This window comes from Faecalibacterium sp. i25-0019-C1, assembly GCF_042854225.1.
In the GTDB taxonomy this organism is placed as follows: domain Bacteria; phylum Bacillota; class Clostridia; order Oscillospirales; family Ruminococcaceae; genus Faecalibacterium; species Faecalibacterium taiwanense.
Window position 1 is genome coordinate 1,676,422 of the sequence record NZ_AP031428.1, and the last position, 23,206, is coordinate 1,699,627.

24 protein-coding genes and 2 tRNA genes are annotated in these 23,206 nt (G+C 54.7%); 8 read left to right on the forward strand and 18 right to left on the reverse strand.

Annotated features, from left to right (window positions below; translation table 11 throughout):
* From ACGHUK_RS08230 to ACGHUK_RS08260, 7 genes are all read right to left on the reverse strand, one after another.
* The gene (locus tag ACGHUK_RS08230) at window positions 1-1,113 is read right to left on the reverse strand and encodes an RIP metalloprotease (protein ID WP_154260496.1); all 1,113 of its coding nucleotides are present in this window, start codon (window positions 1,111-1,113) and stop codon (window positions 1-3) included.
* Window positions 1,114-1,269: 156 nt separating this feature from the next.
* Window positions 1,270-2,421, reverse strand: coding sequence for a 1-deoxy-D-xylulose-5-phosphate reductoisomerase (gene dxr, locus ACGHUK_RS08235; RefSeq protein WP_154260494.1), 1,152 nt, complete (start codon window positions 2,419-2,421; stop codon window positions 1,270-1,272).
* Window positions 2,422-2,436: 15 nt separating this feature from the next.
* Entirely contained in the window at window positions 2,437-3,297 is an 861-nt protein-coding gene (locus ACGHUK_RS08240) for a phosphatidate cytidylyltransferase (protein ID WP_097781696.1), read from the reverse strand.
* A gap of 112 nt (window positions 3,298-3,409) precedes the next feature.
* Complete coding sequence (gene uppS, locus ACGHUK_RS08245) at window positions 3,410-4,123, reverse strand: polyprenyl diphosphate synthase (protein WP_097775362.1); 714 nt, start codon at window positions 4,121-4,123, stop codon at window positions 3,410-3,412.
* A 92-nt stretch (window positions 4,124-4,215) separates the two neighbouring features.
* Entirely contained in the window at window positions 4,216-4,770 is a 555-nt protein-coding gene (gene frr / locus ACGHUK_RS08250; RefSeq protein ID WP_005945866.1) for a ribosome recycling factor, read from the reverse strand.
* Between the two features lie 81 nt (window positions 4,771-4,851).
* Window positions 4,852-5,562 (reverse strand): UMP kinase, encoded by a 711-nt coding sequence (pyrH, locus tag ACGHUK_RS08255; RefSeq protein WP_005945864.1) that lies wholly within the window; start codon window positions 5,560-5,562, stop codon window positions 4,852-4,854.
* Between the two features lie 129 nt (window positions 5,563-5,691).
* Window positions 5,692-6,387 (reverse strand): DNA alkylation repair protein, encoded by a 696-nt coding sequence (locus tag ACGHUK_RS08260; protein WP_390573995.1) that lies wholly within the window; start codon window positions 6,385-6,387, stop codon window positions 5,692-5,694.
* Between the two features lie 145 nt (window positions 6,388-6,532).
* On the opposite strand from ACGHUK_RS08260, the gene ACGHUK_RS08265 reads away from it, so the two are divergent.
* A tRNA-Gly gene (locus ACGHUK_RS08265) sits at window positions 6,533-6,607 on the forward strand.
* Between the two features lie 88 nt (window positions 6,608-6,695).
* Here ACGHUK_RS08265 and ACGHUK_RS08270 read toward each other — a convergent pair.
* The 10 genes from ACGHUK_RS08270 to ACGHUK_RS08315 form a co-directional block, all read right to left on the reverse strand.
* Window positions 6,696-6,956 carry a hypothetical protein gene (locus ACGHUK_RS08270; RefSeq protein WP_390573997.1) on the reverse strand — a complete coding sequence of 87 codons (261 nt, stop codon included), beginning with the start codon at window positions 6,954-6,956 and terminating at the stop codon, window positions 6,696-6,698.
* A gap of 4 nt (window positions 6,957-6,960) precedes the next feature.
* A complete protein-coding gene (locus tag ACGHUK_RS08275; RefSeq protein WP_390573999.1) occupies window positions 6,961-8,331 on the reverse strand; it encodes a PBSX family phage terminase large subunit in 1,371 nt (456 codons plus the stop codon).
* Window positions 8,321-8,533: a hypothetical protein gene (locus ACGHUK_RS08280; RefSeq protein ID WP_154259682.1), complete on the reverse strand. Its 213-nt coding sequence runs from the start codon at window positions 8,531-8,533 to the stop codon at window positions 8,321-8,323. The genes ACGHUK_RS08275 and ACGHUK_RS08280 overlap by 11 nt, the downstream gene beginning before the upstream one ends.
* A 62-nt stretch (window positions 8,534-8,595) precedes the next feature.
* Entirely contained in the window at window positions 8,596-9,435 is an 840-nt protein-coding gene (locus tag ACGHUK_RS08285; RefSeq protein WP_390574000.1) for a hypothetical protein, read from the reverse strand.
* A 14-nt stretch (window positions 9,436-9,449) separates the two neighbouring features.
* Window positions 9,450-9,920 carry a DUF4355 domain-containing protein gene (locus ACGHUK_RS08290; RefSeq protein WP_390574001.1) on the reverse strand — a complete coding sequence of 157 codons (471 nt, stop codon included), beginning with the start codon at window positions 9,918-9,920 and terminating at the stop codon, window positions 9,450-9,452.
* Window positions 9,921-10,189: 269 nt separating this feature from the next.
* Entirely contained in the window at window positions 10,190-10,462 is a 273-nt protein-coding gene (locus tag ACGHUK_RS08295) for a hypothetical protein (RefSeq protein WP_390574002.1), read from the reverse strand.
* A gap of 202 nt (window positions 10,463-10,664) precedes the next feature.
* On the reverse strand, window positions 10,665-10,925 hold the full coding sequence (locus tag ACGHUK_RS08300) for a hypothetical protein (RefSeq protein ID WP_390574003.1): 261 nt from the start codon (window positions 10,923-10,925) through the stop codon (window positions 10,665-10,667).
* A 240-nt stretch (window positions 10,926-11,165) separates the two neighbouring features.
* Window positions 11,166-11,894 (reverse strand): hypothetical protein, encoded by a 729-nt coding sequence (locus tag ACGHUK_RS08305; RefSeq protein WP_390574005.1) that lies wholly within the window; start codon window positions 11,892-11,894, stop codon window positions 11,166-11,168.
* Between the two features lie 275 nt (window positions 11,895-12,169).
* Window positions 12,170-12,400, reverse strand: a complete 231-nt coding sequence (locus ACGHUK_RS08310; RefSeq protein ID WP_390574006.1) for a helix-turn-helix domain-containing protein — start codon at window positions 12,398-12,400, stop codon at window positions 12,170-12,172.
* 3 nt (window positions 12,401-12,403) lie between these two features.
* Entirely contained in the window at window positions 12,404-12,718 is a 315-nt protein-coding gene (locus ACGHUK_RS08315) for a helix-turn-helix domain-containing protein (protein WP_390574007.1), read from the reverse strand.
* A gap of 47 nt (window positions 12,719-12,765) precedes the next feature.
* Between ACGHUK_RS08315 and ACGHUK_RS08320 the strand changes: the two genes are divergently transcribed.
* Together ACGHUK_RS08320 and ACGHUK_RS08325 are read left to right on the forward strand one after the other, a co-directional pair.
* Entirely contained in the window at window positions 12,766-13,167 is a 402-nt protein-coding gene (locus tag ACGHUK_RS08320; RefSeq protein WP_390574008.1) for a helix-turn-helix domain-containing protein, read from the forward strand.
* A gap of 126 nt (window positions 13,168-13,293) precedes the next feature.
* Window positions 13,294-14,370 (forward strand): tyrosine-type recombinase/integrase, encoded by a 1,077-nt coding sequence (locus tag ACGHUK_RS08325; RefSeq protein ID WP_390574009.1) that lies wholly within the window; start codon window positions 13,294-13,296, stop codon window positions 14,368-14,370.
* 210 nt (window positions 14,371-14,580) lie between these two features.
* On the opposite strand, the gene ACGHUK_RS08330 is transcribed toward ACGHUK_RS08325, so the two are convergent.
* Window positions 14,581-16,188 (reverse strand): MBL fold metallo-hydrolase RNA specificity domain-containing protein, encoded by a 1,608-nt coding sequence (locus ACGHUK_RS08330; protein WP_097775360.1) that lies wholly within the window; start codon window positions 16,186-16,188, stop codon window positions 14,581-14,583.
* 216 nt (window positions 16,189-16,404) lie between these two features.
* Here ACGHUK_RS08330 and typA point away from each other — a divergent pair, with 216 nt between their 5' ends.
* The 5 genes from typA to ACGHUK_RS08355 all read left to right on the forward strand — a co-directional run bounded on the left by typA (window position 16,405) and on the right by ACGHUK_RS08355 (window position 23,186).
* Window positions 16,405-18,228 (forward strand): translational GTPase TypA, encoded by a 1,824-nt coding sequence (typA, locus tag ACGHUK_RS08335; protein ID WP_005945857.1) that lies wholly within the window; start codon window positions 16,405-16,407, stop codon window positions 18,226-18,228.
* Window positions 18,229-18,387: 159 nt separating this feature from the next.
* Window positions 18,388-18,464: transfer RNA gene (locus ACGHUK_RS08340), tRNA-Asn, on the forward strand.
* 460 nt (window positions 18,465-18,924) lie between these two features.
* The gene (locus ACGHUK_RS08345; RefSeq protein ID WP_005945852.1) at window positions 18,925-21,255 is read left to right on the forward strand and encodes a peptidase domain-containing ABC transporter; all 2,331 of its coding nucleotides are present in this window, start codon (window positions 18,925-18,927) and stop codon (window positions 21,253-21,255) included.
* 366 nt (window positions 21,256-21,621) lie between these two features.
* Window positions 21,622-22,071, forward strand: coding sequence for a hypothetical protein (locus ACGHUK_RS08350; RefSeq protein WP_005945849.1), 450 nt, complete (start codon window positions 21,622-21,624; stop codon window positions 22,069-22,071).
* 2 nt (window positions 22,072-22,073) lie between these two features.
* Window positions 22,074-23,186: an HlyD family secretion protein gene (locus ACGHUK_RS08355; protein ID WP_005945848.1), complete on the forward strand. Its 1,113-nt coding sequence runs from the start codon at window positions 22,074-22,076 to the stop codon at window positions 23,184-23,186.
* Window positions 23,187-23,206 lie beyond the last annotated feature (20 nt).

Consider the following 23,206-nt stretch of genomic DNA (forward strand, 5'->3'; position numbering starts at 1 on the left):
TTACATTACACCGGTCACAAGCCGGATGATATCATTATAGGTTGCAAAGAGCATCAGGCCAAACAGCAGTGCAAAGGCCGCAATGGTCAGTGTACCCTGCAGCTTTTCCGGCACTGCATGGCCGGTAACGCCCTCAATGATCAAAAATACCACCTTGCCGCCATCCAGTGCCGGGAAGGGCAGCAGATTGAACACGCCCAGATTGATGGTGATGAGGGCCAGCAGCTCCAGCAGATCCTGCCAGCCGTAGCTTGCCGCCTGACCGATCGCTGTCACGATACCCACCGGGCCGGACAGATTGTTGATGCTCTCACGTCCGCGCACAAGGTCTGCCAGCGAGATAAACGCGATGCGTCCGTAGTACAGGGTACTGTTCCATGCTTCTTTTAACACATTGAGCGGTGTTTTTTTGATGCCGTACACCGTAAAGCCAAGGGTCATATGGGTCTGGCCGTCCTCGTCCTGCCAAGTGTCGAACTGCACGTCCGGCAGTTCCACCTTTTGGCCGTCCCGCTTCACGGTGAACCGGGCGCGATAGGCTTCGGTGCGCACCAGCTCATAAAGGATGTCGTTGGCCACAAAGCAGCGCCTGCCGTTCACGGCAACGATCTCGTCCCCCGCCTGCAGGCCGGTCTGGCCGCAGAGGGCATCGTTCTCAATGGAATAGATGGTCTTGCTGGTGATGGCTCCCTCCTGTGCTGCCACAAGAATGACCAGCACCACAAAGCCCAGCACAAAATTCATGAAGGCACCTGCCACCATCACAAGCACACGCTGCCATACCGGTGCCTCGTTCAAAGGGATACCGGTGCGCTGCTCCGGCGGGACAGGGTTTTCGTCCTCTGCTTCCCGTTCGTCGCGGGCCGCCTCGGCCTGCTGGCTCTCGGGGCTTTCCTCGCCCTCCAGCGCCACATAGCCGCCTACCGGCAATGCACGCAGGCTGTACTGGGTGCCCTTGTAAATTTTCTTCCACAAAGCCGGCCCCATGCCGATGGAAAACTCGTTGACCTGAATGCCGCAGAGCTTTGCCACGGTAAAGTGTCCGAATTCATGAATGGCGATCACGGCGCTGAACACGATCAATGCGGCGATCAGGGTGATAAAAATTGACATTGCGTCTCCTAAAGCTGAAAAGTCGGAACCCCTCTCAGTCAGGGCTGCCGCCCTGCCAGCTCCCCCGAAGGGGGAGCTTTTGCACATCTGGCCTTACGCTTTTTGAAAGCTCTCCCTTCGGGAGAGCTGCCGAACGCAGTGAGGCTGAGAGGGTTTTTATAAGTGCGCTCTTACAAATTCCCGTGCCATGCGGTCGCACTCGTACACATCGCTGAGGGTATACTCGCCGCCAAAGCTGTCGCTGTCCACGACTGCTTCCACCAGACGGCCAATATCGAGGAAGCCAATTTTGTCCTCAAGGAAGAGCTTGACAGCTTCCTCATTGGCACCGTTGGCAGCACATGGGCCGAGACCGCCCTTTTTGATGGCCTTTTTGCAGGCGGCAAGGCAGCGGAAGGTCTCGTCGTCTGCCACATCGAAGGTGAGCACCTTGAGTGCAGCAAAGTCCAGCTCCGGCACAACGCCGGGTACGCGCTTTGGGTAGGTGAGCGCATACTGGATGGGAATGCGCATATCCGGCACACCCAGCTGAGCAATGACCGAATTATCGCTGAACTGCACCGCCGAATGCACGATGCTCTGGCGCTGGACAACGATCTGGATCTTCTCCGGCGGCAGGCCGAACAGCCACACTGCCTCGATCAGCTCCAGACCCTTGTTCATCAGGGTGGCAGAGTCAATGGTGATCTTTGCGCCCATGTTCCAGTTGGGGTGCTTGAGGGCATCCGCCTTGGTCTTACCGCGCAGCTCCTCGGTCTTCATCCCGAAGAAGGGGCCGCCGGATGCCGTGAGCAGGATCTTGGTCAGGCTGGGGGCACTCTCCTTATCCTGCAGGCACTGGAAGATGGCCGAATGTTCACTGTCCACCGGCAGCAGCTTTACACCATGCTTTGCCACGGCCTGTGTGACCAGATGGCCGCCGGTGACAAGACTCTCCTTGTTGGCAAGGGCCAGATCATGCCCGCTTTCGATCGCGCACAGGCTGGCACCAAGGCCTGCAATGCCCACCACGCTGTTCAGCACCACATCGGTGCCGTCCAGTGCGGCCAGCTGCTTGAGCCCTTCTGGCCCTACCAGCAGCCGGGGCGCATCTACACGACCGGAAAGCTCCGCATCCAGCCTGCGGGCCGCATCCGGGTCGGTCATGCAGACATAGCGCGGATGAAACTCTTCGATCTGCTGCAGGATCTTGTCTACATGGCTGTGGGCAGAAAGACCGAACACCTCATAGCCCTGTGCACGGATCACATCCAGACTCTGGGTGCCGATGGAACCGGTAGAACCCAGCAGAGTGATTTTTTTCGACATCACACGTTCCCCCTTTTAATAGTAGAACACCGCCGTAATGACCATGGTCACAAAGGGCGCAATGAACATCACACTGTCAAAGCGGTCCAGAATGCCGCCGTGCCCCGGGAAGATGGTGCCGTAATCCTTGATGCCGCACTGGCGCTTGACCACGCTGGCAAACAGATCGCCATAAATGCCAAGCACCGCCGCCACGCAGCCCAGCAGCGCAATGATCACGTACATGGAAACGCCGATATTGGTGCGGGTGAAGGCTTCCATCCGGTTTGCCGCCACTGAGTACACCAGTGTGATGATCACACCAAACACCATGGTGCCCAGAACACCGCCAATGGCACCTTCCACGGTCTTTTTGGGGCTAACCACCGGGCAGAGCTTGTGCTTGCCAAAGGCACGGCCTGCAAAGTAGGCACAGGTATCGCCGCCCCAGGCAAAGCAGAGGATGAGCAAGATAAAGAACACCGCATCGTAGCCGTACTGCTCCACCGGCAGCAGCTCCTTGAGCCGGATAAAGGAATAGAAGCAGAAGATCACGATACCGGAGAACATCAGCAGACCGCTGGCCTTCTGATAGCTGATGGTACCATTGCGCACCACCAGATAGATGGCATAAAAGGTGACCAGCAGAAAGGACATCGGCATCACCAGACGCCGCATGACCTGATAGTTGCTCGTCATGACCAGCAGTGTATACGGCACCAGAACCGCATACATCAGCCAGTCCTTCTTTTCAAAGCCGAGGGCACTGTAGATCTCGTGAACGGCGATCAGCGTAATGGCCGCGATGACCAGATTAAAGATCAGAGTGTTGAAGGTGAACATCACGCCGATCAGTACGATGATGCCCACGATCGCAGTAATAACACGTGTTTTCATAGATTGGATCTCCTTTTCACCGGTCGGTGCCGCACCCCTCTGGATTAAGTTTGGCTCCGGCAAAGCCGCCGGGCCGTCCGGTCCCTGCACCGTGTGCAGGAGGTCTTGGGTTTTACAGTCCGCCAAACCGGCGGGAACGATGATTGAACTCCTCAATAGCAGCGTCCAGATCGCTGCGGGTGAAATCCGGCCACAGAACGTCCATTTCTACCAGCTCCGAGTAAGCTGCCTGCCAGAGCATGAAGTTGGACAGCCGCTTTTCTCCGCTGGGGCGCAGGATAAAATCCGGGTCCTTCTGGCCAGCGGTATACATGGCATCGCTGAGCAGCTGTTCCGTGATCTCTTCGGGCTTTATCTCCCCTGCCGCCGCCTTTGCCGCCAGTTGCTGCGCCGCCCGCACGATCTCCGGGCGGCCGCCGTAGTTGATGGCAATGTTCAGGGTCATGCCGGTCTTGACCGAAGAATCTGCTTCCAGCTTGTTCATCAGCTGCTGCAGCTTTTCATCCAGCACCGTGCGGTCGCCCATGAACTTGATGCGGATATTGCGGTTCTTGTAGTCAAAGCCCTTCAGCAGATATTCGCCGAACAGCCGCATGATGGCGTTGACCTCTTCCAGCGGACGCTTCCAGTTCTCGGTGGAAAACGCATAGAAGTACACCGACGAAACGCCCAGCTCATCGCAGTAATCTGCGATATCGCTGAACACCTCTGCGCCTCTTTTGTGCCCGGCAGTGCGGGGCAGGCCGCGGTTCTTTGCCCAGCGGCCGTTACCGTCCATGATGATGCCGATGGAAAGGCCCTCGGCAAATTCTTTCGGATGCGCCATTGTTTCCTCCCGGCAGCAACGCCGCCTTCAACAAAAGTGCCGCGCACTCTTCTTCAGCGCACGGCACCTCCAGTTTATTGCATCTGCGCAGATCAGACAGACATGATCTCCTTCTGCTTTTCTTCCACCGCAGCATCGATGTTCTTGATATACTTGTCGGTCAGCTTCTGGACATCCTCTTCCATAGTCTTCTGGCTGTCCTCGGTCAGCTCGCCGGCCTTCTTCATGGCCTTGGCCTTATCCATAGCCTCGCGGCGGATGTTGCGCACTGCCACCTTAGCCTCCTCGCCCAGCTTGGAAACTTCCTTTGCCAGCTGCTTGCGGCGCTCCTCGGTGGGAGCCGGGAAGTTCAGGCGGATGGTAGAGCCGTCATCAATGGGAGTGATGCCCACATCGCTGGCCATGATGGCCTTGCTGATGGGGCGCAGCAGAGTACGGTCCCACGGGGTAATGGTCAGGGTGCGTGCTTCGGCCACAGCCACGGATGCCACCTGCTGGATGGGAGTGGGGGCACCATAATAATCCACGCTGACCTTATCCAGCACAGCGGGATTTGCGCGGCCTGCGCGCACAGCGCCCAGTTCGCGGCCCAGATGTTCGACCGAACTCTTCATCTTGTCTTCGTAAACCTTGGTGTTGCTGCTCATTGCGGTAGTCTCCTGTTCCTTTTTATCTTGGGGCTGCGCTGCAATGCGTCTGCCCTATAATGTATGTCGGCTGCAGGCGTTTCAGCCCTCGTAAACCAGTGTGCCCACATTCTCGCCCTGCACGGCACGGGCAATGTTGTCCGGGTCGGCCAGATCGAACACGAGGATGGGCAGCTTGTTGTCGCGGCACAGAGTGGCAGCAGTGCCATCCATAACAGCCAGCTGGTCTTCCAGCACCTTGGTAAAGGTGAGGGTGTCATACTTCTTTGCGTCGGCGTACTTGTGGGGATCCTTATCGTAAACGCCATCCACCATAGTAGCCTTGAACATCACATCGGCGCTCACTTCCACAGCGCGCAGAGCGGTTGCCGTATCCGTGGAGAAGAACGGGTTGCCGGTGCCGCCGCCGAACACGGCGATCTTGCCCTCATCCATGGCGCGCAGAGCATCCTTGCGGGTAAAGGGCTGTGCCACCTGCGGCATGGTGATGGAGGTGAACACCTCAGTGGGCACACCCAGCTGTTCCAGCTTGTCGGAGACAGCCAGTGCGTTCATCACGGTTGCCAGCATACCGATCTTATCGGCCAGTGTGCGCTCCATCTTGCCGCTGGAACGGCCGCGCCAGAAGTTGCCGCCGCCCACAACAATGCCGATCTGCACGCCGAGATCGTGTGCTTTCTTCACGCCGCCGCAGATCGCGTCCATGGTGGGTTCATCAAAACCCATGCCCTTTTCGCCGCCCAGTGCTTCGCCGCTGATCTTCAGAAGGATACGCTGATATTTCAATGCCATAATCCAAACACCACCTGTTTTTATCTTCCGTCAGGGCATAGGCATACCCTGACATTTTTTACTATAGCTTATTTTACAATAAAACATTCATAAAGTAAACAGGAAATCTGCGCGGAAATCCGGAAGCTTTTATGAACGGCTGCGCAGACCGCGCAGCAGCTGCTTCATTCCGGGCGGAATGCGGCGGCTTTCCACCGCTTTCTGGATGGCTTTGTTGTGGGTCCACAAATCCAGCCGCTTTTCTGTGAGCCACGGCAGCGCGGCATCCGGCTGCTTTGCCAGTGCCGTGGCAAAATACCATGCCCGCATCATATTGATATAGTATTCCGTGCTGCGCACATCGGCCACCCATTCCAGATATTCCGGCCGGAATGCATCATCCAGATAATAGCGCATCAGCATCTCCATGCCATAGCGCACGGTGTACACCTCGCCCGAATCCAGCCAGCGGCGAATGGGCACCAGCAGTTCCTTCTTGTGCTTTGCAAACACTTTGGGGCAGAAGCAGTCACAGGTGGCCCAGTTGTTGATGTAGGGCAGGAACGCTTCCGTTTCAGCCAGCGCCCTGTCGTAGTCCCGGATAAGTTCGATCAGAAACGCGTGGAGGTTGTTCTCTTCGTAGTATCCATGCGGCAGGGCCTGTAAAAACACTTCTGCCTGCGCTGTGCCTGCGAGCTGTTTTGCCAACTTGCGCAGAGCCGGAACGCGCACGCCGATCACCGTTTCCGGCGGCACGGTGGGCATCAACGCACTGTGAAAGGTGCGGTATGTTTCATCCCGCAGGGCAAACAGCTGCGTACGAATGATCTCTGCTTCCGGCTCCATCCTCTCTCCCTCCGTTCTTTTCTATTGTAGCAGAGCCGTATGGAAAAGCAAGGCCGTTCCGGCATTCTTTTCCGGTGCTTTAAGGAACATACAAAAATTGGGCTGGACATTTGTGCCGGAACATGCTATAATATCGTTCGTAAATGCGGGCATCGTACATCGGCTAGTATATCAGCCTTCCAAGCTGAGGAGGTGGGTTCGATTCCCATTGCCCGCTCCATCAAAAAGAGCCTAGATTCGTTGAAATCTAGGCTCTTTTCTTTTGCTATAACACACTATTTAACACACTTCTGATTTTTAGTGTGTTATCAACCCGGCTTTACCTCGATATGCCAGCTCTGTTTTTCAGGCGGCAGCGGTGCGCTCTCTTTGTCGTGGTTCCAATGCCGGTCAACGTCGCACAGCTCCAAAAAGCCATCCTTCAGCCGATAACAGGCTTCTTCATCCGGGGCAGTATGGCAGCAGGGGCATTGAAAGCTCTCGTTTTCCTCGCTGTCTCTCCACAGCTGCCAGTCATAGACAACAAAGGTCTTTTTGCAGTTCGGGCAGGTCAGATGCATTTCCAGCATGGTTTTACGCTCCTTCGTTCTTGTTGAAAATAAGACGGTCAAGGCTGTATGCAACGCTGTCTATGGTGTGATTGTCCCTATCTGGCACACTGGGCAGAAAATTGCCGTCCTTGTCCGTGTCATACTCGTATTGCGAGAACTCACGGTAGATGTTGGGCGTGCGCCGGGGGTCAACTACAAGCGTCCGCTTTTGCAGCCACTTGATGCGGTAGTTTACACAGCCGGGGTGCTTGGTGCAGGGACGCGCCTGCAAGCCGTATGTACGCAAGTCCATGATGCTCTTGGGTTCGGCGCAGTCGCAATAAATAACCTGTTCCGGGGCCGTTTCTGCGCCTGTGATGGGGTTCTTCCGGGGTTCTCCCACATGGTCAAGGCCGTGTGCCCGGATCTCGGCGGCAAGGGCTTCATTTGACAGGCCGCGCTTGTAAATCTCATCCGCAAAATAGATGGTTTCGGTGCTGCGGTCATAGTACAGCGCCACAACGGCAGCAGGGTCAGACGCAAAGCCAAAATCACAGCCCACATAGCGGTAACACTGCATTGCAAGCTCTTCGTCCGCGATCTCTCGCACTTCCAGCGTGGTGAAAACCTCGCCGCCGCTGCCGGTGGGAATGCCCAAATACTCATGCTCGTACACCTTCGGGTTTAGGCTCTGGATGCGCTGGGCTTCGTTCAGAAACACCTCTCCCAGCCATTCAGGCGGCACCTGGGTGTAATCCGTGTGCAGGGTCAATGCTTCCTCATTGGGCTGCTGGATAAACTTATTTGCCCAGTTATTCAGGGACACAGGCGGGTTGAAGCTGCGGAACACCACAGGCTTACCGCCACGGCCCACGGACTGCATCACGCTGCGGACAAAGTTTTCTCCGGGCAGCTCGGAAAATTCCTCGAACCACACCCACCGGAAAAAGCCCTTTGCAGGCTTGATAGACTTGATCTTGCTGTTATCGTCCAGCCCTCGGAAGATGATCTGCGCGCCGGTGGGAAGGTAGGTGCAGCGCATAGGGGACACGGTGCAGCTCCACAGGTCAGACACGCCCAGTGCGTCAATAGCCCATTGGATTTGTGCAAACACGGATTCCCTCAAGGTGCTGCCCCACCGCCTGAACACCACAGCAGAGCCGGTGCCGGTGGGGTCTTTCTGGATGCCGTCCACGATCTCCAACGACACAAAGGACGATTTGCAGGAGCCACGCCCACCGGGAAGATTGTAGTAGGTGTGTGCATCGGCTGCTATATCCGCGTGGATAGCGTGGTATACAGCCGCTTCGTGCTCGGTGGGGTCGATGCCCTGCACGCGCTCAAACGTGGCAGCTCTGGCCGCTTTCCGGGCCTGTAGCGCCCGGATGCGCTTTTCCAGTCGGTCAAGCTCCATTCGCTTCCACCTCGTCCAGCAGCTTTTCCAGCTCTGCCAGCTTCTTCTGCTGTTCGTCAATGCGGATGCAGTTTAGAACGCTGTTGCAGCAATTTGTGATAGCTGTTGCCCGCTGCGGGTCGATCTGGTTATTCAGCAGCATATTTGCGATCTTGGACAGCGTGCGGCGTACCTCTGCGGGAGTTGAAAGTTTGATCTTCAAATATACTCACCTCGATACAAAAAGGGCGCACAGGTTGCCCCATGCGCCCAGATGATGCCATATCAGGCGATTGCCTGATAATAGATAGCCTTTGCCTTGTTTTCCAGAACAAACGCGTCGTAGTAAATACGGCCCTCTACCAGACTGCCGGACAGGAAAGGCGGGTCAAGGTGAATCTTGTACTCTGCCAGCTTGACCGGGGCCACGGTAGCCACGGGATGCGCGATCATGAAGCCGAACTTCTCGGGCAGGCGGTTAGACGCGATCTTGACCACGTTCAGGCCGTCCAGCTGGGCGATAACGCCCTTCTTGCGCAGTTCTGCACCAATGTCCTGATTGTCAAAGGTGGCCTTGGACTGCTTCAGGAGCGTGTAGGCGGTGGGGGTCAGAATAAGCACGCGGTCAGATGCGGGCACTTCTGCATCATCCATCTGGGCATTTGCCGTGATGATCTCGGTATAGATGTTTTCAGCGGTCAGGGCTGCGGCTTCCGGCTTAATGCCTGCATTTGCTGCCATCACGCTGTAAACATAGGAGTCGATCTCCGGGAACACCTTCTCACGCTGCTGCCGTGCCAGAGCGCTGGCGGCTGCAACCTGCATCTTGGTTTCGTCCGTGTCCATCTTGTCCACCTCGAACGTGAAAGAACGATCTTTGTTGATCGTGAATGTCTCGGTGGTGGCCTGCAGGGTGCTGATCGTGCCATACTGGGACTTGTTGCCGTCCAGAATGGGGCCGTTGCGGTTGAAGTCCTCCATATCGGTGGTTTTGACCTTATACAGCTTGATGGTCTTTGCACCGTCAAAGCTGAAATCCTTGTTGGTTACAAGGCTGGTCTTGCTCTCGGAGTAAAACTGTTCGTCTGTATATGCCTGGAACTGGGTTGCTAACTCAATAGCCATTTATAGATCCTCTTTCAGTTGTTCAGACCGAAAGCCCGCTTTAACTCAGCGTCTTTGTCTTTGCCCTGAGAAAGCCACATCGGCGGGGTGTCCACCTTTGCGCCGGTGGTCGTGGTGGTGACGGTGTACCCGTTGCCGGTGACGCTCTGCACCGCCTTTACAGCAGTCTTGAACGCTTCCGGGTCGCTGGTGTCCAGCTTATCCAGCAGCGCCGTGCTGATATGGTTATCAGTCAGATACTGCTTGCAGGCTTCCCGGGCTTCCCACTGGTTGAAGCGCTGGCTCTTGGCTTCCAACGCTTCCTCGCGGGCTTTCAGGTCTTTTTCTCGTGCGTCAAGGTCGCCCACGCGCTCGGCACTCTTGGAGCGCTCACGGGCAAGCCGATCTGCAACGATGGTATTTAGTTCGGATTGGGTAAACATCCGCTCAGAGCCGTTATTTTCGGGCTGCTGGGCGGCGCTTGGGGTAGTGGTGGGATTCTCCATTGATAGCACCTCATTTTCCGTATGAGTAGACGTAAAAAGCAGCAGGCGGCAAACCTTATGCCGCGCATGGTGCACCGGGGAAAGGAAAAGCCCGGTGCAAGGGGTATGTCCGCTCCTGCAATGCTGGGCGCTCTGATCGTGGGTCATGGCACACCCACAGCCAGACCGTGCAGCAAAGAGCAGTCAGGAGCCGGACGGCGCTATAAGCCGCCTGCTATGCTCAGTATACCACATTGCGTTGTAAAATGCAAATATAATGCTATGAAATGTCAATTTGTTGCTACATTGTGTTTCTGCTGGGACAACTGTAAACTGTATGCGCCGTAGCTCATGCCCATAGCGTCAGCCATAGCGGCCACTTCGCCCAGTGACAGCCGTTCGCCGTGTTCCAGATGATATGCAGCCCATGCCAGAGTTTTTACGCGGTTCCGCTCCCGTTCATCCTGGGCTTGCTTCATCTCGCAGTCAAGACAGCGGATTCCCGGTGCAAACTGGTACATCACAGCCCCACAGACAGGGCATTTCTTGAGCCTTTTCTTCATGGTATCGAATGACCTCCGGCAAATAAAAAGAGCGCACAGCGGCTTGCTGGGCCGTCACACGCTCTCAGGGGTGGGGGTGGTGCTCCGTACTCCACGCATCACCGTTAAATTTTACGCATTGTAATGGTCTAAAAGAGCGTTCGTATCACGCTGCTATTGTACCATAAAACGGACTTAACCGCAAGAATATCACCTTACAATGTCATTCTTTGGCTTCTTCTTTCTCGTAGTCGTCCAGCCATGCTTCCACGGTGGGAATATTCATCGGCGGCGGGGCAACAACGGTGTTGGTCACTGCATCTGCGATAAAGAAAGTGAAAGTGTGCTCGTCAAAACGGACGTCCAGACCAAAAGTATGGGCACGCTTCATCTGCTCAATAAGCCGGATCATCCCTCGCTGTTCGTCCTCGTCCAGCTTCTCAAAAGCCACGCACAGGGCTTCTAAAGATTCTTCTCTCGTCATGTTGCACACCCCCTTACCGGATGCCGCTGAACCACATCACAGCGGCACCCACGAAGAACATCAGCGCCACAGGGGCGACACAAGAAAATTGATAAGCGGTGTAACCAAACATTGAAAATCCCTCTTCTTTCTGCTAAAATGAGGGCGGGAAACATTACTGCAATGCGTTGTCCCGCCATTTGCCGCCCGTCCCTGTTGGCGCAGGGAAAGGCGGCTTTCTGTTTGTCGGCGGTCTTGGGCTTACTGCTGGGGCAGGTCGCTCACCCTGACAGACAGAACCGGCACGCCTTCAGCGTTCACCATCGGAACAATCTTCAGCTCTGCGCTGGGTTCTTTGGCGTTAGGCTTGTCATGGAACAGCAGAACAACGCCCTCGCTAGGGTCGCACCCATCTTCTTCATGCAGCGGCTTCAGCAGGCCGAAGTAGTTGGGCAGCATCGAAGAAATAGAATCGGTGTCAAGATCAACGTCCGGGTTAAAGCCGGGCGTATAGTTGATGTCGGGCAGTCCCAGTGCTGCACGCACCATCACAGGGTAACGCGTAGCCAAACGATAGGCATTCAGCTGCGCCGCGTCTGCACACTTCCGTGCCAGCTCTGCCAGAGTAACCACCGCCTGCCCATCAACTGCCAGCAGTTCCGCTGCGTCCAAGAAGTCGGCGTATGCACGGTGAAACTCTGCACTGTTCTCATAGCGGATAAGATCGTCCATCTTAACGATCTCATTGGCAGCGCACTGGGTATCGTTGACGGTCTGGGGCTGCTGTTCTTCGTCACAGATGAACGTGCCGATCACAGAGCCGTCCGGGGTAATGGTCAGCAGGTCGGAGTAGCCCTCGTAGGCACTTTCAAAGGTCAACAGGGTGTTGCCCTTCTCATTGCGGGATGCATTCAGCAGCTTCTCGCCGTTCAGGCACTCGCCGATGGTGTCAACGCTGGTGGTGTTGAAAAAATGCTTCATTTCGTTCATGGTTTCGTCCTTTCTTCGCCACTACTGGCGAAACAAAAATTATTATGAACACGGCCAGTTTAGGCCGGGTCGGCTTAGTTGGTGCGGGTCATGCGCTCCACATAGACCCAGATCAGGCGCAGTTTGCGCAGATCAGCCTTTTCCAGCAGCTTGGTAATAGCGGCAATGTAGCCGGTGCGGTTGATGTCGTTCATGTGTTCACCCCCTTCCATTGCCACAGGTGGCAACAGTAAAACGCTGGGTCTTGGTATCAAAATCAAGGTACGGATAGCAGATCACCCGGCCTTCGGTTTTGGCTCGTCCTCAAAAAAATACAAGCCAATTTCGCTTGTAGGGATGTCCAGAGCCTTGCACAGGCCGGAAATATCCCGCGCGGTAAAAGGCAGCCTGCCCGTCATTCGCGCTGTCAGGGTGCTGGGCGGGATGCCTGCCCGCCGGGCGGCTTCAGCCTGCGTCAGCTCGCACTCCGCGAAGCGCACACGCAGTTTGTGAAATTTGCGGTACATCGTTCATCCCTCACTTTCTACCAGTTCTTCCAGCGGTACGCCCAGCGCGGCAGCAATGCGCTTTGCCGTGTTGGCGTTGACGCTACCGCCGTTCATTGCTTTACTAAGGCACGGACGGGAAAGCGTCATTTCCTGTGCAAGCTGAATCTGCGTCTTGCCGGTGCAGATGAGTGCACATTTCGCTTTTTGCTTATTGAATCGCACTATGTTCATCTCCTTACAGCCGGTTTTTTGTTTACGTTTGACTGCATATAAATCATAGCATACTTTTTGTGTGATGTCAATAGTAAACATTTTTCTTTTTGTTTGCGTAAACATTGTAAACACTTCTTCCACATGGTAAAATAAATTGGGTAGGTGATATAATGATAACTTTTGGTCAGCTTATGCAAAAAAAGCGAAAGAGTGCCGGGCTTACACAAGAACAAGTTGCCGAAAAAATGGGTGTCAAGCGCGCCACTTATGCACAATATGAATCTGACAAGCGAACCCCTAAAACATTAACATTGAAAAAAATAGCGGATGCACTTGGGTGCCCAATAGATGATTTAATAGCATATAATGAAGTTTTAGAGGATCTAGCAAGTCCAAAAAGTAGAGCCGATACAATTATTGATTGCTTAACCGATGAGGGAGTAAAAAACTTTCTTGAATACGGCGATATGCTAGTAAGTAATGATAAATTTTTCAATCCAAATGCTCCTATTGCTCCTGTAGATATGAAATATTTAACACGGTTTGGCGGTTCCCCTGATGCAAAAAAATAAAGCCCGCTGCACAGAGCACAGCAGGCGGCGGGTGGTGGCCGAAAAATCGGCTGTCAAGGGGTCTCCTCAAAAATGAGGACACCCACTGACGGGCAATCATTGACATAGAAAGGGGGGTGCAGCCAGATGAACAAGAGAACGAACACCGCGCAATGGGAAGAAAAATACCAGCGCTGGCGCATAGCCGTGCAGAAAGACGGCGTGCGCAAGCAGTTTTACAGCTCCACGCAGGGCAGGACAGGGCAGCGGGAAGCCAATGCAAAGGCTGATGCTTGGCTGGAAAATGATATTGCAGTCAAGGCCGGACGGGTCGAGAACGTCTATCAGCTATGGATAGATGATCTCAAACTTACCACCAGCACAGGCAACTGGAAGCCCGTAGAAAGCCGGTGGCGCACCTGGGTGCTGCCGATCATCGGCAAAAAGAAGGTCAACACCCTTACAGACCGGGACTTGCAAACCATCATCAACAAGGCCGCTGCCGCCGGGAAGAGCCGCAAAACCTTGCAGCTGATTGCCAGCGATCTCCGGGCATTCTGCAAATACTGCCGCAAAGCAAAGCTCTCCACGTTCCTGCCGGAGGATGTACAGATACCCGCCAGCGCCCGTTATAAGGGCAAGAGCGTGTTGCAGCCTGCCGATCTGGTAAAGCTGTTCAGCATTGATACAACGCTTTACAGGGGCAAACGGGTGCATGATGACTTTATACATGCCTACCGCTTCCAGACGCTTACAGGCTTGCGGCCCGGGGAGCTGTTGGGGCTGCGCTGGGCAGACGTGCAGGGCAACACGGTGAATGTGCGCCGATCTATCAACATCCACGGTGAGGAAACACAAGGCAAAAACCAGAATGCAATCCGGTCTTTCGTGCTGTCTGGCCTTGCCCGTGCCGTGCTGGAACAGCAGCGGGCAGTGACAGGGACACGGGAAAGCGTGTTTGAAATCAGCAGCGAACTGTATTACTGGAAGCGCTGGCAGGCCTATTGCAAGGCGAACGGCATTGACAGAATATCAGTGTATGAGCTGCGGCACACCTTTGTCAGCGTGGTCAAGACGCTGCCAGAGGGCGAAATCAAAGAGCTGGTAGGCCACAGCCAGAACATGGACACCCTCGGCCAGTACTCCCACGCTCTCACCGGGGACGCGGAAAACACCGCCCAGGCCGTCAATGCTGCTTTCCTCAAGCTGCTGGAAAACGGCTGATTTGTAACACACTTTTTAACACACAGTTGCTTCCAACATTCTTGTATAGTGCACAGAATGATACACGATTCACGATAAAAATAGCGCTGGCAAGAGGATAAAATCTGACGTTTTACAGCGTTAGAACGTGGTTTATTAGTTCGATTCCCATTGCCCGCTCCATACAAAAAAGCGCCGTGGCCTTTTGGGTCACGGTGCTTTTGTTTTGCTTTATCGGTCCCACTTATCGCACAGGGCATTGATCTGGTCGGCAAACTTGGCAAGGTCTTTGTTTGCGCCGCCCTCGTTGTGCTCGATGACCCGCAGCAGGCGCTTGCCGGCGCTGACCAGCCGCTGGAACACACTGGCCGCACGGCTCTGGCCTTCATTGGCCTTGTGCTCAATGCGGACGCGCATGCCCTCCTGCAGGCATACGGCTCCCTCGGCTCCGATGGCCCACTGTGCGCCGTTGTAGGGTGCGCAGGCAGTGAAGCCCTGTTCCGTCAAGGTCTGCACAAAGTGGTCCTCGGTCTCATCTTCGCCGTGCATCACGAACACACGCTTTGGTTTCTGCTCAAAGGAGTTCACCCACCGCAGCAGACCTTCTCTGTCCGCATGGCCGGACATGCCGGTGAGCTGGCACAGTTCTGCCTGCACCTCAATAGGTTCACCGAACAGTTTTACCGTCGTGGCACCTTCCAGCAGGGTGCGGCCCAGCGTGCCCACCGCCTGATAGCCCACGAACAGAATGGTGCACTCCGGCCGCCACAGATTGTGCTTGAGGTGGTGGCGGATGCGGCCTGCCTCGCACATACCGCTGGCCGAGAGGATGACCTTTGGCACGCGGTCTGCATTGATCATGCGGGATTCATCACTGGTCACCGTGACGCGCAGCCCCGGGAAGGTGATCGGATCAATGCCTTTTTCCAGCAGAGCGCGGGTGTCCGCATCAAAGCAGTCCGGGTCGGTATCTTTAAAGATGCGGGTCGCCTCGATGGCGAGCGGGCTGTCAATGTACACCGGGAAGTTGCCGTGTCCCTTCACAAGGCCCTTTTCCTTGATCTCACGGATAAAGTAGAGCATCTCCTGCGTGCGGCCCACCGCAAAGCTGGGAATGACCACATTGCCGCCCCGGTCAAAGGTGCGCTGCAGGATCTTCGTCAGTTCGCTCACATAGTCCGGCTTCGGGCCGTGGCTGCGGTCGCCGTAGGTAGATTCCATAAAGGCGTAGTCCGCCTCTTTGATGTAAGCAGGATCCTTGATGATGGGCTGATCCAGATTGCCGATATCACCGGAGAATACCAGCTTGGTCGTGGTCTCACCCTCGGTGATCCAAAGCTCTATGCTGGCCGAGCCAAGCAGATGGCCCACATCCACAAAGCGGGCTTCAATGCCCGGTGCAAGCTGGAAGCGCTGCTCATAGGCCTTGCCCACAAACAGCTTCATGGCTGCTTCAGCATCCTGCACAGTATACATCGGTTCCACCGGTTCTGCGCCGGAGCGCTGGCCCTTGCGGTTTTTCCACTCCGCTTCAAATTCCTGAATATGGGCCGAGTCCCGCAGCATGATGCCGCACAGCTCCACCGTGGGGTTCGTGGCATAGATCTTGCCGCGGAAGCCGTTGCGCACCAGCAGCGGCAGCATACCGGTATGGTCGATGTGTGCATGGGTGGCCAGCACCCAGTCGATCTCGCCGGGTGCCACCGGGATGGGCTGGTTCTCGTATACGTCCTTGCCCTGCTCCATGCCGCAGTCGATCAAAAAGCGCTGCCCAGCCGCTTCGATCAAAGTGCAGCTGCCGGTGACCTCATGGTTCGCGCCCAGAAATGTGATCTTCATAAAAACACCTCCGGCTTTATTTCTTCTGTACCCTTAGTATAGCATATTCTAAAGGTACACGCCGCACAAATCGCATGGCTTTTCTCAGGCATTTTGCCGAAAGGTTGAAAAATTTTTTATACAATCTTGACAAACCACCCCTTTCTGTTATAAACTTAAACTTGTATGACGTTCGTTCGTATTTTATGAGTTTTAATAATAGAGAGGTTGAATTTTATGGTTCGTAACGATTTGCGCAACGTTGCCATTATCGCTCACGTTGACCACGGCAAGACCACCCTGGTGGACGCAATGCTGCGTCAGAGCGGCGCATTCCGCGATAATCAGGTCGTGGCTGAGCGCGTCATGGACAGCGGCGATATCGAGCGTGAGCGTGGCATTACCATTTTGGCCAAGAACTGCTCCTGCACCTACAAGGGTGTCAAGATCAATATTGTCGATACTCCGGGCCATGCCGACTTTGGCGGCGAGGTGGAGCGCGTGCTGAAGATGGTCAACGGCGTTCTGCTGCTGGTGGACGCTGCCGAGGGCTGCATGCCCCAGACCCGTTTTGTGCTGCAGAAGGCTCTGCAGCAGAACCTGAGTCTGGTGGTGGCCATCAACAAGATCGACCGCCCCGATGCCCGCATCAAGGAAGTCATCGACGAAGTTCTGTACCTGCTGATGGATCTGGGCGCTACCGATGAGCAGCTGGACTGCCCCATGCTGTTCTGCTGCGGCCGTGATGGCACCGCAAGTCTGGACCCCGATGTGCCCGGCACCGACCTGATCCCTCTGTTCGATACTCTGCTGAGCACTATCAAGCCGCCTGAGGGCGACCCCGAGGCTCCCTTCCAGATGCTGGTGTCCTCTGTGGACTACAACGACTTTGTGGGCCGCATCGGCATTGGCCGCATCCAGAACGGCGTTGCCAAGGTGGGCGAGGAAGTTGTCGTCTGTGACTGGCACAATCAGGATCTGAAGATGCGCGGCCGTCTGACCAAGCTGTACGACTTCCAGGCCAATGGCCGTCAGCCGTGCGATAACATCACCGCCGGCGATATCGTGGCATTCTCCGGCCTGCCCGACGTGACCATCGGCAATACCCTGTGCAGCCCCTCCAATGTAGAGCCGCTGCCCTTCGTGAAGATCAACGATCCTACCGTTGAAATGACCTTCTCCGTCAACGACAGCCCGCTGGCCGGCCGCGAGGGCAAGTACGTCACCAGCCGCCAGATCCGTGACCGTTTGCAGAAGGAGCTGCTGAAGGATGTCGCTTTGAAGGTGGAGGATTCCGCCACCACCGATTCCTTCCGCGTTATGGGCCGTGGTGAGATGCACCTGTCCATCCTGATCGAGACCATGCGCCGTGAAGGTTATGAGCTGCAGGTCTCTCCCCCGCACGTTCTGACCAAGGTCATCGACGGCAAGACCTATGAGCCTATGGAGCATGTCGTCATCGATGTGCCCACCCAGTATCAGGGCGCTGTCATGACCGGTCTGGGCCAGCGCAAGGCTATCCTGCAGCAGATGGAATCTCTGGGCACCGACCGCGTGCGTCTGGAGTTCCGTATGCCCAGCCGCGGCCTGTTCGGCTACCGCAACCAGTTCCTGACCGATACCCACGGCGAAGGCATCATCAACCAGATCTTCGACGGTTACGATGTCTGGGCTGGCATGATTGCCAACCGCTCCACCGGTTCTCTGGTCAGCTTTGAGACCGGCGAGGCTGTCACCTACGGTCTGTTCAATGCTCAGCAGCGTGGCACCCTTCTGGTGGGCGCTGGTGAAAAGGTCTACGAGGGCATGGTCATTGGCTACACCGCTTCCGGCGAGGACGTGGATGTCAACGTCTGCAAGACCAAGCACCTGACCAACACCCGTGCATCCGGCTCCGATGATGCTCTGCGCCTGATCCCCATTAGCAAGCTCAGCCTGGAAGGCTGCCTGGAATTCTTGGCACAGGACGAGCTGCTGGAGGTCACTCCTGAAAATCTGCGCATCCGCAAGCAGATCCTGAACCACGAGCAGCGCATGAAGGCCAAGAGCAAGCTGAAATAAGCCTTTCCTTCTTTTATAATATGTACTTTACCGTCCTGCAGCGTTTCAAAACACTGCAGGACGGTTTTATTTTGCCAAAAATGATTTATTTTTTAAAAAAAGGCTTGCAAAAGGCATTCTTATGCGGTATAATATCTTTCGCAGTCACAAATGTGATCTGCCTCTTTAGCTCAGTCGGTTAGAGCACCTGACTGTTAATCAGGGTGTCGCCTGTTCGAGTCAGGCAAGAGGCGCCAGAAGAAAAGGCAATGTTCCACAGAACATTGCCTTTTTTGTTTGTCCCATACTACACCCTTTTTCTGTACAGCCATGCAGTCGTGTTTCTCCTCTGTTTTTTGGGCTTCTCTGTCCCAAAAACACAGCATCCATGCGAAAAAAGCATCAAGCATAATGATTTCTTAAAATTTGACTACTTGAAGAAGATGTCACATTGTGGTATACTGCTTATAAGCTTTGGGAATTTGTATCTGTTTTTCCAAAGTCCGGCACACAGATCAAAGGGTAGGTGCTCCCTTCTTTTGATAGCAGCCGACCGGTGTTTTGTCATGGTTCTCCGCAGGACAGGACAAAGCACCGGTCTCTGTGCTGTTGTTTCAGGCTCCGGCTCTTTTCACGTTGTCAGATCTGCGGCAGGCCGCTTCTTCAAAACGCCTGCCGCTGTTTGAATAAATTTGTATATGATCAAAGGAAGCATCTATGCGTTATACCTATGTCCGGCAGCACGACACTACTGACTGTGCGGCTGCCTGCCTCGCAATGGTGTGCCTCCATTACAAAAAGGAAGTTACCATCACCCGCCTGCGCGATATGATGGGTACCGACCTGAAAGGCACGAACCTTGTTGGTTTGCAGAAAGCCGCTAATGAGTTGGGTTTCACCACTGCAGCGGTTCGCGTAGACCGTGAAAATTTCCTCAGCGATTTCTCGCTGCCCTGCATTGCGCAGGTCATCACCGATCAGGGTCTGGCCCACTTTGTGGTTGTCTTTAAAAAGACCACCATCAAAGATGACGGTGAGCGTCGTCGGCACATGCTGAAAGAAGCCGAAGCCGCCAAGGAAGATGAGAAGAACGGCAAAAAACACAAGTGCAAGGATTATGTCGTGATCGGCGACCCCGGCAGCGAGCTGAAAAAGATCTCTCTGGATGAGTTCTACAAGAACTTTACCGGTGTTCTGCTGCTGATGAACCCCACCTCGGAGTTCAAGGGCGGTAAGATCGAAAAGGGCGGCATGTTCAAGCGTTACGTTGACCTGTTGCTGCCCCAGAAAAAGCTCTTTGCCTATGCGATCCTGAGTTCTCTGATCGTTACGATCCTGGGCATTGCCTCCTCCATGTTCAACAAGATCCTGATGGACGAGGTCTTGCCATATGGCCTAGACAATCTGCTGGTCACGCTGATCCTTGTGTTCAGCATGGTCAGCATCACCAATACGCTGGTGGGCTTTGTCCGGCAGTGGGTTCTGATCCACCTATCCATCAAGATCGATATTCCGCTGATGCTGGGTTACTTCGGGCATATCTTCCGTCTGCCCATGAAGTTCTTTGCCACCCGCAAGACTGGTGATATCACCACCCGTTATTCGGATGCAAACACCATCAAATCCATCTTTACCAGCATTGCGCTGAGCCTGATCATGGATATCTCGATGGCCATTATCACCGGTATCATCCTGTTCCGCATGAATGCGATGCTCTTCTCGATCTCGCTGTTCATGGCTCTGGTCAGCATTCTGCTGGTGCTGATCTACAAGCAGCCTTACAAAAAGATCAACGAAGAGACCATGGTGCAGTCTGCTGCACTGAACAGCCAGATGATCGAAAGCCTGCGCGGCATTGAGACGGTCAAGTGCAACGCCAACGAGGATACCGAAATGGAGAACCTCGAGCGTGAGTACATCAAGAGCCTGAAGATCAGCCTGCGCTCCAGCAAGATCAGCACCACGCAGGGCCTGATTTCCTCCTTCATTTCCACCGGTTTCAGCATGCTGACCACCTATGTGGGTATCAGTCAGGTTCTGAAGGGGGAGATGACACTGGGCGGATTCATGGCCTTCAGCACGCTGTCCTCTTACTTTACTTCCCCGCTGAGCAACCTGATCGGTCTGCAGATGCAGATTCAGGAGGCCAGCATTTCCATGAAGCGTCTGGGCGAGATCATGGATTATCCCTCCGAGACGGTCGGCGACGAAGACCGCACCGATCTGGACAAGGTGGAGGGCGATATCGAGTTCAAGGATGTCACTTTCCGTTATGGCAACCGTGCTCCTGCACTGGATCACATCAGCTTTACCATTCCGGCCGGTAAAAAGGTCGCGCTGGTGGGCAGCAGCGGCAGCGGCAAATCCACGATCACCAAGCTTCTGCTTAAGTATTATGAGCCGGAAGATGGCGAGATTGACTTGAACGGTGTGAATCTGGCTGAATACACCAATGACTCTGTCCGCCGCGCAATTTCTTATGTGCCGCAGAACGTTGAGCTGTTCAGCAAGACCATTTATGATAACATCCGCGTTTCCCGTATGGACGCTACGATGGACGAAGTCAAGGAAGCTGCCAAGAAGGCAGATGCTCACGACTTTATCCGTCATCTGCCCCTGCAGTATAACACCTATCTGGAAGAAGCAGGCAACGGTCTGTCCGGCGGTGAAAAACAGCGCATTGCGCTGGCACGCGCTTTCCTGAAAGATTCCAACCTCTACATTCTGGATGAATCCACCAGTAATCTGGACTTTGCTACGGAAAATCTGATCTTCAACATGATCTACGATCAGCTTGCAGATCGTTCCATGCTGATCGTAGCTCACCGCCTGTCCACCGTTCGTGACTGTGATCTGATCCTTGTGATGGACCACGGCAAGATCGTGGAACGCGGCACGCACGATGAGCTGCTTGCCAAGGAAGGCAAGTACTACGAGCTGTGGAACATGCAGCAGGGTATCTACCGCAGCAAAAAGGCAGAGCCCAAGCAGTCTGTCATGCAGGCCGTGGTGGAAGAGGATGACGACGGTGAGTCGATCACCTATTGATGTGTTTGCAGCCGGGTGCATACCCGGTTACATATGAAAGGGAGTCATTCATGATGGATAGCTTGATTTGACATAGTTTTGCTGTGTCAGATAAAAAAGAGCTAGAAAGACTTTCTGTTTAGTAGAAGTAGATGGTGTTATCCCGAACAGGCCCCGCCTGCTCAGGTAACTATGCCTCACTATGGTGTGCCCGGAGGCAAAATGCCTCCGGGCACATTTTATTTGCAAGATCCCTATTACTTTTATAAGTAGTAGGCGATCGGGAGCGGAGAGGAAGCTGCTCTCTGCAGCGGTTTTCTCCCCTTTCTCGATTGCCTATTACTGCCTCTTCTGAGGTAAATCTGAAAAGGAACCGAGGTATTCAACATGAAAGAGATCAAAGTAGCCGAGAACAAGACCCTGAAGCTCACCAATGTGCTCTCCCGTGAGATCCATCCGGAAGAGATGGCCAGTCTGCCCGTGGTGCTGACCCAGATGCACAACTTTATCAAGAGCAACAACGCACAGCCCATTGGCCCCATTGTGCAGGCCATGGTGGTTGGTGAGGACCGTCAGATGCACCTGTACATGATGCAGCAGGCTACCCAGTTCATCGGCCAGATGGAGCAGGACTACCATATGGATGCTGTTCTGCGCGTGAAGAACTGCCTGTATGCCCACTACACCGGCCCCATGCCCGAAAGCCAGCTGGCTTCCTACAAGCTGCAGGTCCACGCTTTTGAGAATGAGCAGAAACTGACCGGCACCTCCTATACCATCTATGTCAATCAGGATGAGGATGATGCCGTGGTCGATGTCTTTATGGAGACCAAGTAATTATGACGATTAAAGTTCAGAACCTTTCGGATCTGCAGGACCGCCGCATCATGATGGAAAAAAAGCTGCCACCTTATGGCTACGCTTTTGTCATTCTGGTGGGCATCTTCATGCTGTTTCTGGTGGTGTGGAGCACCCATACCAACCGCATTTATGTCAGCCAGAACGCAGGCACCGTGCAGGCCAGCAATAAAACCTATATCATGTCCAGTTATTCCGGCTCCATTACCGAGATGTATATTTCGGAGGGCAGCTATGTGAACGAGGGCGACCTCGTGGCCCACATCAAGAGCACGGATATCGACATGCAGCAGGATAACCTGGAAAGCCAGCTCAAGATCTACCAGACCCAGCTGGACCAGTACAACAAGCTGCTGCAGTGCGTGCAGGATGATACCAACTACTTCAGCGAGACAAACCCCGAAGATCAGCCCTACTACTATCAGTACGAGACCTACAAGAGCCAGGTCTCTCAGAAGACCTTTGATGCCACGGCCTATCAGGCTGCCGGTTACTCCGATGCTCAGATCAAGACCATGATGGAGCAGAGCCAGAGCGAAGTAGAAGCTCTGTACTACTCCACCATGCAGTCCATCTCCCAGAGCATTACCAGCGCACAGAGCAACGTGGACAACGTTCAGGCTCAGCTCGATGCCTTGAACACCGGTGCCAACGATTACTACATCTACGCCCCCACCTCCGGTGTGATCCACATGGATACTCCTTACAAAGAGGGCATGGTGCTGAGCGCAGGCTCCCCGCTGGCCACTGTTGCCAGCGAGAACGACGATCTGGAGATCGTTGCCATGGTCACCGTGAATGACCGCCCGCTGCTTCATGTGGGTGACCCGTGCAAGATCGCCATTACCGGCCTTTCGGAGTATTCCTATGGCACCCTGACCGGCACTGTAACGGCCATTGACAGTGACGTGACGGCCAGCTCCAACGCTTCCTACTATAAGATGACCATTAAGCCCGATGCCACTTATGTGGTGAGCCGCAGCGGCGACAAGGTGGATCTTTCCAACGGCATGAGCGTTACTGCCCGCGTGGAGTACGATCAGGTCACCTATTTCGAGTACGCAATGGAAGCCCTGGGCGTTCTGTTCCGCTAAACCGGAGCTGTGCTGACTGC

Excerpts from the sequence above, each read along its gene's own strand:
- ACGHUK_RS08230 (WP_154260496.1), bottom strand. The coding sequence starts at position 1,113 with ATGTCAATTTTTATCACCCTGATCGCCGCATTGATCGTGTTCAGCGCC.
- dxr (WP_154260494.1), bottom strand. The coding sequence starts at position 2,421 with ATGTCGAAAAAAATCACTCTGCTGGGTTCTACCGGTTCCATCGGCACC.
- ACGHUK_RS08240 (WP_097781696.1), bottom strand. The coding sequence starts at position 3,297 with ATGAAAACACGTGTTATTACTGCGATCGTGGGCATCATCGTACTGATC.
- uppS (WP_097775362.1), bottom strand. The coding sequence starts at position 4,123 with ATGGCGCATCCGAAAGAATTTGCCGAGGGCCTTTCCATCGGCATCATC.
- frr (WP_005945866.1), bottom strand. The coding sequence starts at position 4,770 with ATGAGCAGCAACACCAAGGTTTACGAAGACAAGATGAAGAGTTCGGTC.
- pyrH (WP_005945864.1), bottom strand. The coding sequence starts at position 5,562 with ATGGCATTGAAATATCAGCGTATCCTTCTGAAGATCAGCGGCGAAGCA.
- ACGHUK_RS08260 (WP_390573995.1), bottom strand. The coding sequence starts at position 6,387 with ATGGAGCCGGAAGCAGAGATCATTCGTACGCAGCTGTTTGCCCTGCGG.
- ACGHUK_RS08270 (WP_390573997.1), bottom strand. The coding sequence starts at position 6,956 with ATGCTGGAAATGCATCTGACCTGCCCGAACTGCAAAAAGACCTTTGTT.
- ACGHUK_RS08275 (WP_390573999.1), bottom strand. The coding sequence starts at position 8,331 with ATGGAGCTTGACCGACTGGAAAAGCGCATCCGGGCGCTACAGGCCCGG.
- ACGHUK_RS08285 (WP_390574000.1), bottom strand. The coding sequence starts at position 9,435 with ATGGCTATTGAGTTAGCAACCCAGTTCCAGGCATATACAGACGAACAG.
- ACGHUK_RS08290 (WP_390574001.1), bottom strand. The coding sequence starts at position 9,920 with ATGGAGAATCCCACCACTACCCCAAGCGCCGCCCAGCAGCCCGAAAAT.
- ACGHUK_RS08295 (WP_390574002.1), bottom strand. The coding sequence starts at position 10,462 with ATGAAGAAAAGGCTCAAGAAATGCCCTGTCTGTGGGGCTGTGATGTAC.
- ACGHUK_RS08300 (WP_390574003.1), bottom strand. The coding sequence starts at position 10,925 with ATGACGAGAGAAGAATCTTTAGAAGCCCTGTGCGTGGCTTTTGAGAAG.
- ACGHUK_RS08305 (WP_390574005.1), bottom strand. The coding sequence starts at position 11,894 with ATGAACGAAATGAAGCATTTTTTCAACACCACCAGCGTTGACACCATC.
- ACGHUK_RS08310 (WP_390574006.1), bottom strand. The coding sequence starts at position 12,400 with ATGTACCGCAAATTTCACAAACTGCGTGTGCGCTTCGCGGAGTGCGAG.
- ACGHUK_RS08315 (WP_390574007.1), bottom strand. The coding sequence starts at position 12,718 with ATGTTTACGCAAACAAAAAGAAAAATGTTTACTATTGACATCACACAA.
- ACGHUK_RS08320 (WP_390574008.1), top strand. The coding sequence starts at position 12,766 with ATGATAACTTTTGGTCAGCTTATGCAAAAAAAGCGAAAGAGTGCCGGG.
- ACGHUK_RS08325 (WP_390574009.1), top strand. The coding sequence starts at position 13,294 with ATGAACAAGAGAACGAACACCGCGCAATGGGAAGAAAAATACCAGCGC.
- ACGHUK_RS08330 (WP_097775360.1), bottom strand. The coding sequence starts at position 16,188 with ATGAAGATCACATTTCTGGGCGCGAACCATGAGGTCACCGGCAGCTGC.
- typA (WP_005945857.1), top strand. The coding sequence starts at position 16,405 with ATGGTTCGTAACGATTTGCGCAACGTTGCCATTATCGCTCACGTTGAC.
- ACGHUK_RS08345 (WP_005945852.1), top strand. The coding sequence starts at position 18,925 with ATGCGTTATACCTATGTCCGGCAGCACGACACTACTGACTGTGCGGCT.
- ACGHUK_RS08350 (WP_005945849.1), top strand. The coding sequence starts at position 21,622 with ATGAAAGAGATCAAAGTAGCCGAGAACAAGACCCTGAAGCTCACCAAT.
- ACGHUK_RS08355 (WP_005945848.1), top strand. The coding sequence starts at position 22,074 with ATGACGATTAAAGTTCAGAACCTTTCGGATCTGCAGGACCGCCGCATC.